Annotated in this window: 11 protein-coding genes; all 11 read right to left on the reverse strand. The window is 30.3% G+C overall.

Features of this window, described 5'->3' with window-relative positions; translation table 11 throughout:
• Positions 1–4 precede the first annotated feature (4 nt).
• The 11 genes from uvrA to ACQPVP_RS14505 all read right to left on the reverse strand — a co-directional run bounded on the left by uvrA (position 5) and on the right by ACQPVP_RS14505 (position 14190).
• Positions 5–2833 carry an excinuclease ABC subunit UvrA gene (gene uvrA / locus ACQPVP_RS14455; RefSeq protein WP_430851112.1) on the reverse strand — a complete coding sequence of 943 codons (2829 nt, stop codon included), beginning with the start codon at positions 2831–2833 and terminating at the stop codon, positions 5–7.
• Between the two features lie 235 nt (positions 2834–3068).
• Positions 3069–3965: a radical SAM protein gene (locus ACQPVP_RS14460; RefSeq protein WP_430851114.1), complete on the reverse strand. Its 897-nt coding sequence runs from the start codon at positions 3963–3965 to the stop codon at positions 3069–3071.
• Between the two features lie 44 nt (positions 3966–4009).
• Positions 4010–5983, reverse strand: a complete 1974-nt coding sequence (uvrB, locus tag ACQPVP_RS14465; protein ID WP_430851116.1) for an excinuclease ABC subunit UvrB — start codon at positions 5981–5983, stop codon at positions 4010–4012.
• A 129-nt stretch (positions 5984–6112) separates the two neighbouring features.
• The gene (locus ACQPVP_RS14470; protein ID WP_430851118.1) at positions 6113–7381 is read right to left on the reverse strand and encodes a PDZ domain-containing protein; all 1269 of its coding nucleotides are present in this window, start codon (positions 7379–7381) and stop codon (positions 6113–6115) included.
• Between the two features lie 11 nt (positions 7382–7392).
• Entirely contained in the window at positions 7393–8643 is a 1251-nt protein-coding gene (locus ACQPVP_RS14475; RefSeq protein ID WP_430851120.1) for a S41 family peptidase, read from the reverse strand.
• Between the two features lie 111 nt (positions 8644–8754).
• Positions 8755–9645: a permease-like cell division protein FtsX gene (gene ftsX, locus ACQPVP_RS14480; protein ID WP_430851122.1), complete on the reverse strand. Its 891-nt coding sequence runs from the start codon at positions 9643–9645 to the stop codon at positions 8755–8757.
• Entirely contained in the window at positions 9635–10321 is a 687-nt protein-coding gene (gene ftsE / locus ACQPVP_RS14485) for a cell division ATP-binding protein FtsE (RefSeq protein ID WP_430851124.1), read from the reverse strand. Before ftsE ends, ftsX begins: the two co-directional genes overlap by 11 nt.
• Positions 10322–10464: 143 nt before the next feature.
• On the reverse strand, positions 10465–11301 hold the full coding sequence (locus ACQPVP_RS14490; RefSeq protein ID WP_430842880.1) for a YitT family protein: 837 nt from the start codon (positions 11299–11301) through the stop codon (positions 10465–10467).
• 43 nt (positions 11302–11344) lie between these two features.
• On the reverse strand, positions 11345–12190 hold the full coding sequence (locus ACQPVP_RS14495) for a YitT family protein (protein ID WP_430851126.1): 846 nt from the start codon (positions 12188–12190) through the stop codon (positions 11345–11347).
• A 231-nt stretch (positions 12191–12421) separates the two neighbouring features.
• Positions 12422–13366 carry a transketolase family protein gene (locus tag ACQPVP_RS14500; protein ID WP_430851128.1) on the reverse strand — a complete coding sequence of 315 codons (945 nt, stop codon included), beginning with the start codon at positions 13364–13366 and terminating at the stop codon, positions 12422–12424.
• Positions 13366–14190: a transketolase gene (locus ACQPVP_RS14505; RefSeq protein WP_430851130.1), complete on the reverse strand. Its 825-nt coding sequence runs from the start codon at positions 14188–14190 to the stop codon at positions 13366–13368. The genes ACQPVP_RS14500 and ACQPVP_RS14505 overlap by 1 nt, the downstream gene beginning before the upstream one ends.
• Positions 14191–14310: the final 120 nt, after the last annotated feature.

Here is a 14310-nt window from a genome sequence, read left to right on the forward strand (position 1 = left end):
CTCTTTAATTATTTAACATCTTTTTAAGATATTTCCCTGTATAGGACTCTTCAACCTTAATTATTTTTTCTGGAGTTCCTGTTGCAACTATTGTTCCACCCTTATCTCCACCTTCTGGTCCTAAATCGATGATATAGTCTGCACACTTTATCATATCCAAATTATGTTCTATAACTACTACTGTATTACCAGTATCTACAAGTCTTTGAAGTATTTCTACTAATCTACTTACATCATCTATATGAAGCCCTGTAGTTGGTTCATCTAAAATATACAGAGTTTTTCCTGTACTTCTCTTAGAAAGTTCATAAGCTAATTTAATTCTTTGAGCTTCCCCACCTGATAATTGTGTTGATGGTTGACCTAATCTTATATATCCAAGACCTACATCATACAGAGTTTGCATCTTATTTTTAATTCTTGGAAGATTCTCGAAAAACACTAATGCTTCTTCTACAGTCATATTTAACACATCATCTATAGATTTACCTTTATACTTAACTTCTAAAGTTTCTCTGTTATATCTTTTACCTTTACAAACTTCACATGGTACATAGACATCAGATAAAAATTGCATTTCTATCTTAATAATTCCATCTCCTGTACATGCTTCACATCTTCCACCCTTAACATTGAAACTAAATCTTCCTGGTTTATATCCTCTCATCTTAGCTTCAGGTGTATTAGAAAATAACTCTCTTATTATATCAAAAACCCCTGTATAAGTAGCTGGGTTCGATCTTGGAGTTCTTCCTATTGGACTTTGATCTATATCGATAATCTTATCAATATTTTCGTAACCTAAAATTTCTTTATGATCACCTACTGGATTTTTACTTCTATTTACAAGTCTATTTAATCCCTTATATAAAATCTCATTCACTAAAGTACTTTTTCCAGAACCAGATACTCCTGTAACCATAGTAAGGGTTCCTATTGGAATTTTTGCATTAACATTTTTTAAGTTATTTTCCTTAGCTCCTTTAACTGTTATAAAGTTGCCATTTCCTTTTCTTCTTTCTTTAGGAATATCTATTTTCTTTTCTCCTAATAAGTATTGCCCTGTTATAGACTTTTTACACTTTTTAATATCTTCCACAGTACCAGCAGCTACTATTTCTCCTCCATGCTCACCAGCTCTTGGTCCTATATCTACGATATAATCTGCTTCCTTCATAGTATCTTCATCATGCTCAACTACTATTACAGTATTTCCTACATCTCTTAAATGTTTAAGTGTACTTATTAATCTATCATTGTCTCTTTGATGGAGACCTATACTAGGTTCATCTAATATATATAATACCCCCATAAGAGCTGAGCCAATTTGAGTGGCAAGTCTTATTCTTTGAGACTCTCCTCCCGATAAGGTTCCAGAATTCCTAGATAAATTTAAGTAATCTAAACCTACATCTATTAAGAAATTAAGTCTATTTTTTATTTCCTTTATTATTTGATCACTTATTATTGTATCCTTTTCTGAAAATTCTAATGAATTTATATAATCAAGCTCCTCCTTTATAGAAAGCTTAGTAAATTCATATATATTCTTATCTCCCACTAATACAGCTAGTGCTTCTTTCTTAAGTCTTGCACCATGGCATTTAGGGCATGGATTATCACTCATATATTGCTCTATTTCGCTTTTTATAATATCTGAGTTAGTTTCTCTATATCTTCTTTTTAAAGAATTTATTTCTCCATCATAAGCATAATTATATTGTGAAGTTACTCCCTCTTTTGTATAAGTTACCTTCATCTTCTTTCCATTAGTTCCATAAAGAATTAAATCTAATTCTTTTCTGCTAAGTTCTTTTACAGGTCTACTTAAATCTACATCATACTCTTCACTTAAGGCTTTTAAAATGGCAAAAGTCCAAGAGTCTTCCTTCAATCTTCCTTCTCCCCAAGTTGCTATAGCACCTTCTAATATACTTAAATCCTTATTTGGTATAACTAGATTTTCATCTATTTCAATTAAAGTCCCTAAGCCATCACAGTAATCGCACTTACCAAAAGGAGAGTTAAATGAAAATAATCTTGGTGCTAATTCATCTATACTCATTCCACATTCTGGACAAGCAAACTTTTCACTAAATAATATATCTTCTCCATCTATAATATTTATAACTACTAATCCTTCAGCAAGTTTTAATGCTGTTTCAATTGAATCTGTTAATCTTCCTTCTATACCTTCTTTAATTATTATTCTGTCTACAACTGCCTCAATATTATGCTTTATATTCTTTTCTAAAGATACTTCTTCTTCTGACAGTTCATAAATAGATCCATCTATTCTTGCTCTAACAAACCCACTTCTCTTTATATTATCAAGTATCTTATCATGAGTTCCTTTTTTCCCTCTTATGACTGGAGCTAAAATTTGAATTTTAGTTCTATCCCCAAGAGCCATAACACTATCCACAATTTGATCAACAGATTGTTGCTCTATCGGAATTTTACACTTTGGACAATAAGGTTTTCCAACCCTTGCATATAATAATCTTAAGTAATCATATATTTCAGTAATTGTTCCTACTGTGGAACGTGGATTTTTACTTGTTGTCTTTTGATCTATGGATATAGCCGGTGATAATCCTTCAATATATTCTACATCAGGCTTATCCATCTGCCCTAAAAACTGTCTTGCATAGGATGAAAGGGATTCAACATATCTCCTTTGTCCTTCTGCATATAAAGTGTCAAAAGCTAATGAAGATTTTCCTGATCCTGATAACCCTGTAAATACTACTAATTTATCTCTTGGTATTTCTAAAGATACATTTTTTAAGTTATGTACTTTAGCACCTTTTATTATAATTTTATCCTTCATATTTAATGACCTTTCTCCTCTTATTAACATTCTTATTCGAACAAGCGTTCTTTATTCTATTCTAATTTTTATTATAAACCTTGTCAATTATATATTAAAGTATTTGCAAAAAAAGAGTGTAATAAACCCAAATTTAATTTATTACACTCTTTAATAATTTAAACCATTAATTTCAAATTTAAAACTCCTTTTGGAGTTTTTTCATACATTATTAATTCTTAATTATGCGCAACATCTATACTCCTTCAAAATTAAATAATGGAATAAAACTTTCTTTATCTGTTCCGTCTTCTTGAATAAACCCATTTTGTACTCCTAAATTTAAAGCATAGTCAATAAGTGATTCATAATGATTTTGATTTAAAGGCTTATTTAATTCTGGATAGTTCTTCACATAATCTAATGGTGTATATTGATTCATAATGCTAATATAAACCTTATTTCCATATGTATGACATATATAATCTATTATCTTTTTGGAATCAAATAATAATCCAGGCAACATTAGATGTCTTATTATTACGCCCTTTTGTATTATTCCATTTTCATCAAACTTAGCCTCTCCGACTTGATTTACCATTTCATTAATAGCATCCTTCGCATAAGAAAAATAATCTTTTGCCTTAGAATACTTACTGGAATATTTACTATCAAAATACTTCATATCAGGTAAGTATACATCTATATATCCTCTTAAAAGCTTAATTGTTTCTACCTTTTCATATCCACTACTATTGTATATAATAGGTAACTTTAACCCATTTTGTTTTGCTATTTTTATAGCTTCAATAATTTGAGGAACATAATGTGTTGGCGTAACTAAATTTATATTTAATGCTCCCTTCTCTTGAAGTTCCATAAATATTTCTGCTAATCTCTTAATTGATATTTCTTTTCCCCATGAACATTGACTTATATTATAATTTTGACAAAAAACACATTTTAATGTGCAGTAAGAAAAAAATACTGTTCCAGAACCTACATCACCGGATATACAAGGTTCTTCCCAATAATGAAGGGCAGCCCTTGCCACCCTTATTTTTTCTCCTGCTCCACAAAATCCTCTTTTTTCACCTAATCTATTTGCCCCACAATTTCTTGGACATAGCTTACAACTTTCTAATAATTCCATTTATTAATCACTCCAGATATTTCAAAAGATTTTGTAAATCTATATTATTTTTTACTTTTTAAATCGTTAATTATATCACGTAATTCTGCTGCTCTTTCGAATTGTAAGTTCTTAGCTGCCTCCATCATTTCTTCAGTATACTTCTTGATTAACTTCTTCTTATCTTTTTCTGAAACTACTTTAGTGTCTTCAGCCTTGTATTCTACTTTATCCTCTGCAACTTTAGTTGCTTCAATTACATCTCTTACATCCTTAATAATAGTTTGTGGTGTAATTCCATTATCTTCATTGTACTTGATTTGTATTTTTCTTCTTCTATCAGTTTCTTTTATAGCTTTATCCATAGACTTAGTAATAGTGTCTGCGTACATTATTACCTTACTTTCAGAGTTTCTAGCTGCTCTACCTATTGTTTGTATTAGTGATGTTTCTGAACGCAAGAAACCTTCCTTATCAGCATCTAAAATTGCAACTAAGGCTACTTCTGGAATATCAAGTCCTTCTCTAAGCAAGTTGATACCTACAAGTACATCAAACTCTCCAAGCCTTAAATCTCTTATAGTTTTCATTCTTTCTATAGTATCTATATCTGAATGCATATAAGTAGTTTTTATTCCTAAATCCTTTAGGTATTTAGTTAAATCTTCAGCCATTCTCTTAGTTAATGTAGTAATAAGAGTTCTAAATCCTCTTTCTGTATTTTTCTTAATCTCTGAATATAGGTCATCTATTTGACCTTTCACAGGTCTTATCTCTATAACTGGATCTAATAACCCTGTTGGTCTTATTACTTGTTCTGCTATATTCATTGAATTATCTAATTCATATTGAGAAGGTGTTGCACTGACAAAAACTACTTGATTTATCTTTTTCTCAAACTCAGCAAACTTTAATGGTCTATTATCATAAGCACATGGCAATCTAAATCCATACTCTACTAAAGTATCTTTTCTAGATCTATCACCTGCATACATAGCTCTACATTGTGGTAATGTAACATGACTTTCATCTATAAACATTAAAAAATCATCTGGGAAGTAATCTAGCAAAGTTTGTGGTGGTGTTCCTGATGCTCTCCCATCTAGAATTCTTGAATAGTTTTCTATTCCACTACAATATCCCATTTCTCTAATCATTTCTATATCAAAATTAGTTCTTTGTCTTAACCTTTGAGCCTCTAATAGCTTTTCTTGACTATTAAGTTCCTTCAATCTATCTTCAAGCTCATCTTCAATTTTACCTATAGCTTTTTCTAATACTTCTTGAGATGTAGCAAAGTGAGATGCTGGTGAAATAGATACATGATTTCTTTCACCTAATATATTTCCTGTTAGAACATCAAATTCTCTTATTCTCTCTATTTCATCTCCAAAAAATTCTACTCTAATTCCCTTATTTGAAGATGATGCTGGAATAATATCTAAAGAATCTCCTCTAACTCTAAAACTTCCTCTTGCAAAATCTATATCATTTCTCTCATATTGAATTTCTATAAGTTTTCTTATTATATCATCTCTATCTCTTACCATTCCTGGTCTTAATGATATAGTAAGCTTTTTATATTCTTCCGGATTACCTAAGCCATAAATACAAGAAACTGATGCAACTATAATAACATCTCTTCTTTCAAGCAATGCAGATGTAGCTGAGTGTCTTAATTTATCTATTTCATCATTTATTGATGCATCTTTTTCTATAAAAGTATCTGTTTGTGGTACATAAGCCTCTGGTTGATAGTAATCATAATAAGATACAAAGTATTCCACTATATTATTAGGGAAAAACTCCTTAAACTCTGAACATAATTGAGCTGCTAGAGTCTTGTTATGAGCTAATATTAATGTTGGCCTTTGAACTCTCTCAATAATATTTGCCATAGTATAAGTCTTTCCTGAACCAGTTACACCTAATAGTGTTTGTGCTCTATCCCCATTATTTATTGAGTTAACTAAGCTATCTATTGCTTGAGGTTGATCTCCAGTTGGTTTAAATTTCGATTCTATTTTAAACTCAGGCATATTTTCACTGTTACTTTATATTTATTAAAAGTAACGTCTCCTTTCTTTCATACTTAATTCTTCCCTTTTCTAATAAATAAATTATACATTTAAATATCTTTTATTACAATTTAAAAAAATAAAAGAAAGCTATCGCTTTCTTTTCATTTCTTCTAATATTTTTTTAAAATCATCATTGTCTACACTTAAAGTGCTATCTGCCTTTACCATTCTGGGTACTAATAGCATTCCAACTCTTTTATTCTTTGGTATTATATTTAAATCGACTATTTCCCCGGAAATTTTTTTAATTTTAAAGGGAATTTCGCCAAAATTTTCTCTTATAGACTTGAAAATCTCCACTTCAGATGTAACTTTATTTCTATTTACCTCTAATATTTTATCTCCTCGTCTTACTCCTGATTCAAAGGCTGGTGAATTAGGTGCTACTTCTAATACTGCTACCCCAGTATCATCAGTCACGTATAAATATTCTCCTGATTCCTCAATCTTATTTTGTATTTTAATCGTAATTTCATATCCCAATGCTGCAAATGCTACTACAATAATTTGTCCAACTATTCCAAAACTAGATATTTGAGCTATTAATGTTAACACAACTCCATATATTAATATTCCAATTCCTGAATAAATAGGTTTTTTATTTTTTTCTTTTGTAAAAGAAACTGAATTATATCCTATAACTCCATATAAAGGTATTGAAGCAATTATAGCAGAGCTTAAAAGCAATAATGCTCCTGATCTATTAATTATTGGCCACCAATCTGGTGTTGCTACTGCAGATGTATTAACTGAAGATATATTACTAGTAATTGCAATAAATAAAGCTACAGGTAATGCCCAATATCTATTATAAGCAAATCCTCCAATTATTTTATTGTCTTTATTAGTAAATACAGGAATAGCGCCTCTTCTTCCATCAACCATAATTAGAATGCCTTCTACTATATGTATTATGCCAACAAAAGACATAAGTACTAATATATTTACATTTATGTATGATTCAGTTCTTGTTAATTCTGCTAATATATTAAAAAATATACTAATAGCACCTAATATTGCTCCAGAATATGCAAAGCCGATATATCGCTTTTTAATAAAAAGTAAGGCAATTGATATCATAAACATGATTTCTATACCAGAATTTTCATTGAAAATTATTCCAAAACCACTTAATATTATACTAACTATAGCTCCTGCAATAATCCCTAATGCAATTTGTGATAATGTAAGTTCTAAAGGGGAGTTAATACTCTCCCCAATAGTCATTTTCTGCATTATAGATATTCTTCTATTTTTTATATAAAACATTATTCCCAAAGCTACCAGCATAAACAGATGCATCGGATCAACTATAGCATAAGCTACAGTTCTTAAAGTATATACCATTAACTCCATCAATGATCCTCCTAAATTTTTTCTTTAATCACTTCTAATGCCTTGTTAAATTGAGGATCTATACTCCTATCATACTCTTGTTGTGATATTTCATCTGGTATTTCAACTTCTATGTCTGGTTTAATTCCAATTTTGTGTATATTCTCTCCATTTGGAGTATAGTATTTTGAAGTTGTAACCTTTAATCCACCACTTCCATCACCAAACTCTATTAATTGTTGAACAACCCCCTTACCAAAGCTAGTTGTTCCAACTATAGTTCCTGCTTCATAATCTCTTAAAGCTCCAGTAACAACTTCTGAAGCTGACGCACTTCCACCATCAATTAATACTACTAATGGCATTCCTTCTGCTTCTCCACCTACAGATTTAGACTCTTGCTTATTACCATATTTATCTATAGTGTATGTTACAATTTCTCCCTTTGGTATGAATTGTGATGCTACTTTTACTGCTTCAGTTAGGTATCCACCAGGATTTCCTCTTAAATCTAAAATCATTCCTTCCATACCTTGGTTCTTTAATTCAACTATTTTTTGTTTAAAATTTTCAGCAACATCTTCATCAAAAGAAGACATTTGTATATATCCTATGTTTCCATCTATTATTTCTCCCTTAACAGAAACAACCTTAACAACATCTCTAATTATAGTTATATCTTGATATTCAGACCCTTCCCTTGAAATAGTCAGCGTTACTGATTCTCCTTGTTCTCCCTTTATCATCGATATAGCTTTTTCTACATTCGGTTCAGTAATCTCTGTTCCATCAACTTTCAAAATTACATCTCCTGCTTTTAATCCTGATTTTTCTGCTGGAGAACCTTCTAATGGAGCTACTACTGTAACTTTATCATCTTTAATTCCTAACTGTGCACCAATTCCAACAAAATGTCCTTCACTTTGTTCTACAAATGATGTATATTCATCAGAATTCATAAATACTGTATAAGGATCATTTAAAGATTGAGTCATTCCTTTAATTGCTGCCTCTAATAAATCATTATCATCTATTTCTCCATCATACTTTGTTAATAATGCATCTCTCACTTGAAATAGAAGTTCATACTTCTTAACATCCTTAACATCGCTAACATCCTTAGCTACATCTTCACTAACACTTCTTAAAGTAACACCATTAAATGCAAGAACATTTCCCATGTAGAAAAATGTAACATTTGAAAGTAAGATAATTAATACTATTCCTACTATAATTAAGGGCTTTTTATATATTTTACCCTTTGATTTTTTATTCTCCTCCATACTCTAATACTTCCTTTCATAAAACTCTATAGATTTACGTTAAATAATATTTAAGTGGAGATATATCTCCACTTAAATTATATAGTTTATTCTTTCTTTTTATTAATACCTTTATACATCTAAGAATTTTCTTAAAGCAACTATACTTCCTAAAGCTCCTACTATTATACCACCTAATAGGAATACCCAAGTTAAAGTACTTAAAACAAACCCTGGTGAAACTAAAGAAACAAGGAACATATTAGATACTATGTATCCATAAACCACTCTATAAAGCATAAATAATAGTATGCTTGATATAAGTGAACCCACAAAGCCTATTATCATACCTTCTATTATAAATGGCCATCTAATAAACCAATCTGTAGCTCCAACGTACTTCATTATTCCAACTTCTCTTCTTCTAGAATATACTGTTATTTTTGTTGTATTTGTAATTAAGAATATAGACACCCCTATAAACACTACAAATAATACCATACCAGTAATTCTAACTCCATTAACAAAAGCACTTATAGTATCAATCATATCTTGTTGATTAGATATATCTTCTACTCCACTCATACCCTGAACTGCATCTACAATCTGAGTTGCATATTCTGGAGCATCTAATTTAACAATATATGAACTTGGCAATGGATTTTCTGATAAATCATAACCTTCCAACAAACCTTGGTTATCTTTAAGCATTTCTTGTAAGTTAGCGAAGGCTTCTTCTTTAGATTCATAAATAACTTCCTTAACGCCCTCTTGTTCATTAAGCTTTAATTCTATTTCTCTTTGGTCAATTAATTTAATATCATTATCTAAATAAACCTTAATTTCAAGTTTTGATGCAACATCTTCTACAGCTTTATTGAAATTTAAGCCAAGCAATATGAATGTACCAAATATAAAGAATGTAATTAGCACAGTAATCATGGCCGCTATACTTAATGTTCTATTTCTCTTAAGACTCTTAAAAGCATCTATAAAAAAGTATTTTATAGTATTAAACTTCATCTTCGTACATCCCCCTTGTAGTATCTCTTGCTATACATCCTTTTTCTATAGCAATAACTCTTTTCTTCATACTATCAACTATATCTTTAGCATGAGTAGCCATTAAAATTGTAGTTCCAGCTCTATTAATATCTTCTAATAGTTCCATTATTTCCTTTGCTGTTTCTGGATCTAAGTTACCTGTTGGCTCATCACATATTAAAACTGATGGATTATTAACTATTGCCCTAGCTAAAGCAACTCTTTGTTGCTCACCTCCAGATAATTCATTAGGAAACATCTTATATTTGTGAGATAAACCTACTAATGACAATACCATTGGTACTCTTTTTCTAATATCCTTCTGTGAAGCTTCAACTACTCTCATAGCAAAAGCAACATTTTCGTATACATTTAATGTTGGAATTAATCTAAAGTCTTGAAAAACCATACCTATCTTTCTTCTGTAGTAAGGAGTTTGTCTCCTTGTAACACTTGAAAGATTCTTTCCAGCTACAATTATTTCTCCTACAGTAGGATCTACTTCTTTTATTAACATCTTTATAAAAGTTGACTTTCCTGAACCTGAAGGTCCAACCAAAAATACAAATTCACCTGATTCAATATTTATATTTACATCTGATAAAGCCTTAACATTATTATCATACAGCTTAGATACATTCTTAAATTCTATCATTCTCTAACACCTCGCACATCAGCGTATTTTAAAACCTATAGCGTTATTATAGCATAACAATGCCTTAGGAAAAATGTTTTTTGTACTTTTCCCCTGAATAAAACCTATAATATTCTATATTTTTATTAAATTTTCATTAAATCTTAATAATCTGCAAATCCTTTTCCTAATGCCTCTGTTGATTCACTAACGGTTAGAAATGCCTCTGGATTATTAACTTTTATAAATTGTTTTAATGTAATAAATTGTTTAGAGGTTAAAACTGTATATATGACAGTCATATCTTCTTTTGTATATCCGCCTTTTCCAGTTAATATTGTACAACCTCTATCTATATCATTATTAATAAATTCTACAACCAATTTTTCCTTATTTGTAATTACAAATACTTGTTTAACAGGATTTATACCCGCAATGAATTTATCTACTAAAATTCCTATTAAAGTAGCACTTAAAAGACCAAACAGTCCTTTTTCTACACCAAAAGAATAAATAGCTAATAAAGTTACTGTACAGTCAGCTAATAATAATCCTTGCCCTATAGGTAAGTGAAAATATTTATTAATAATTTTAGCAACTATACTAGTTCCACCTGTTGATGCACCTTGATTAAAAGTAATTGCTGTTCCAAAAGCTAATACAGCCGAACCAAATATGCATGCTAAAACTAAGTTATCAGTTATTGCTCTTGGTTCAAAAAATGTTTCAAAAATCCACATTATTACAGACATCATTATTGTCGAATATATGCTTTTAGCTCCGAAAGAAGCCCCAATTAAGAAAAATGCTAATGCAAATAATATCGCATTAAATATAAAAACTAATATACTTGGATTAATATCAATTAACTGATTTATAGCTAAAGCTAAACCCGAAACACCACCTGCCGCTATATCAAGCGGAAAGAAAAAATATTCTAGTGCAAAAGCTCCTATTGCTACTCCTACTGTAGATAAAAAATATTCTTTTAACTTTTCCATTTGTATTTTATTCTCCTTCTAATATATAGTCCTATCCTAAAGGTTATTGAATATTTTTAAAGCCTTCTCCCATAACCTCATGTACTTCCCCGACAGTTATAAAGGCTTTTGGATCTACTTTACCTATATACTGCTTAAGTTTTATAAATTCACTTCTACCTAAAACAGCATATAATACACAAGTATCCTGTCCAGTAAATCCCCCGATTCCTTTTAAATATGTGCATCCTCTCTCTAAATCATCCATAATAAATTTACCTATTTCATCACTTTTACTGCTTATTATAGTTACCTCTTTACAAGAATGGAACCCTTCTATAACTTTATCTATCGCTATTCCATTAATTATTACTGAAAGTAATCCATAAAGACCTATATTTATACCAAAAGTCATTGCCCCTAATAAGGTTACTATAAAATCAACTGCTAATAAAGACTTTCCTATATCTATATGAAAAAATTTATTTAGTATTTTTGCTATAGTATCTGTTCCTCCTGTTGATGCATTTGCATTAAATACTATCGCCATTCCAATTGCAGTAATAAAAGTACCAAAAATAGCTGCAAGCATTAGATCATTAGTTAAGGCTTTCGGATTAAAGAAATTTTCAATAATTGTCATCATTCCAGCTAAGCTAAAACTTGAAATTATAGTTTTAACTCCAAAGTTCTTTCCAAGAAAAATAAAACCAATTATAAATAAAAATAAATCCATTACAAAAACTAGAGGCCCTGTGGAAATAGCCGGAATATAATGATTTATTACTATAGCTAACCCAGTAAGTCCACCTGCTGCTATATTATTTGGTATAAAAAAGTATTCTAATGCCAATGCTACTAAGAAAACCCCAGTAAATATTAATACATAATCTTTTAAACTTTCTTTCATATAAATCCCCTTTCTTAGATAGTTTTTATTATTTTTCCACAATATATATCTTTCTATCCAATGATATTAGTTTTTTATCCACAAATTTTGTATTTATATAAACATTATATATTTTTTTATAAATATTTGTAATTTATTTTTTAAAATAAAAAGCTGTAGAATATTCTACAGCTTAATGGTAAATATAGCTATTTTTAGTGATTTATTTAAATTATTATTAGTAAACTAATCTTATTTTTTTAGTGAAATTGCTTTTTTTACCTTTTCAACAACATTAGTAGCTGTTAATCCATACGCTTCTAATAATTGATTTGGTAATCCACTTTCACCAAATACATCTTGTACTCCAATCTTAAGTACTGGTACAGGTATCTCTTCAGATAATACTTCTGAAACTGCTGATCCTAACCCTCCAATAACACTATGTTCTTCAACTGTTACTATTGCTCCAGTTTCTTTAGCCGCCTTAAGTAGGATTTCTTTATCAATTGGTTTTAATGTGTGTATATTTATTACTCTTGCATTAATTCCTTCTTTACTTAATTCTTCTTTAGCTTCTAATGCAACATCTACCATAATACCAGTAGCAACTATAGTTACATCATTTCCTTCTGATAAAGCAACACCCTTACCAATTTTAAACTCATATGTATTTTCATCATTTATAACATTAACGGCAGCTCTTCCTAATCTAACATAACAAGGTCCATCATATTCTGCAATAGCCTTAATAGCAGCTACAGTTTCTACTGCATCAGCAGGACATATTACAGTCATGTTTGGAATACTTCTCATTAAAGCTAAATCTTCTATAGCTTGGTGAGATGCTCCATCTTCTCCTACTGTTAAACCAGCATGAGTTGCACATACTTTAACATTTAACTTTGGATAACAAATAGAGTTTCTAATTTGTTCAAAAGCTCTTCCAGCTGCAAACATAGCAAAGGTACTAACATATGGAATTTTTCCACAAGTAGCTAATCCTGCTGCAACTCCCATCATATTTCCTTCTGCTATACCCATATTAAAGAATCTTTCTTCACAAACAGCTTTAAAATCAGCAGTCTTTGTAGATTTTGAAAGGTCAGCATCTAAAACTACAATATCTTTATTTACATCAGCTAATGCTGCTAATGCTTTTCCATAAGCTTCTCTTGTTGCAATCTTCTTACTCATTAGTTGTTACCTCCAATTTCTGCTAACGCTTGTTCACATTGTTCCTTACTTGGTGCTGTACCATGCCATGAAGCTTGGTTTTCCATGAAAGAAACACCTTTACCTTTTACAGTATTGCAAACTATAACTGTTGGTTTACCTTTAAAGCTTTTTGCTTTTTCTATTGCATTTTGAATTGCTTCTATATCATGACCATCTATCACCAAAACACTCCATCCAAAAGCTTCAAATTTCTTGTCTATTGGTGAAGGATTCATAACTTTTGTTATATCACCATCTATTTGTAATCCATTAAAATCAACAAAAGCAGTTAAATTATCTAGTTTATAATGAGCTGCTGACATAGCAGCTTCCCAAACTTGACCTTCTTCTAATTCACCATCACCTAAAAGTGCATATACTCTATATTCTTTATTATCAAGCTTACCAGCTAAAGCCATTCCAACTGCCGATGAAATACCTTGACCTAAAGAACCTGTTGACATATCAACTCCAGGTAAGCATTTCATACTTGGATGCCCTTGTAATCTAGATCCTATTTTTCTTAATGTATTTAATTCTTCAACTGGAAAATATCCTCTTCTAGCAAGCACGCTATATAAAACAGGTGCAGCATGTCCTTTTGATAATACAAATCTATCCCTATTTTCATCCTTAGGATTTTCTGGATTTATGTTCATTTCTCCAAAATATAGTGTTGTTAGGATATCCGCTGCTGATAACGATCCACCTGGATGCCCTGAACATGATTCTGTTAGCATAGAAACTATGTCTTTACGAACAGTTTTAGCTATTGATTTTAATTCTTCAACATTTTTAATCATCTTTTATCCTCCTAAGATTTGATTTACCTGTACATATATTGTGCCATATTTTGATAAAATTATTTTAACACAACATATTTAATTTGTATACACTAATACTCTTATTTTTTATTGAATTAA

It is taken from the genome of Clostridium nigeriense (assembly GCF_050585265.1).
Lineage (GTDB): Bacteria > Bacillota > Clostridia > Clostridiales > Clostridiaceae > Clostridium > Clostridium nigeriense_B.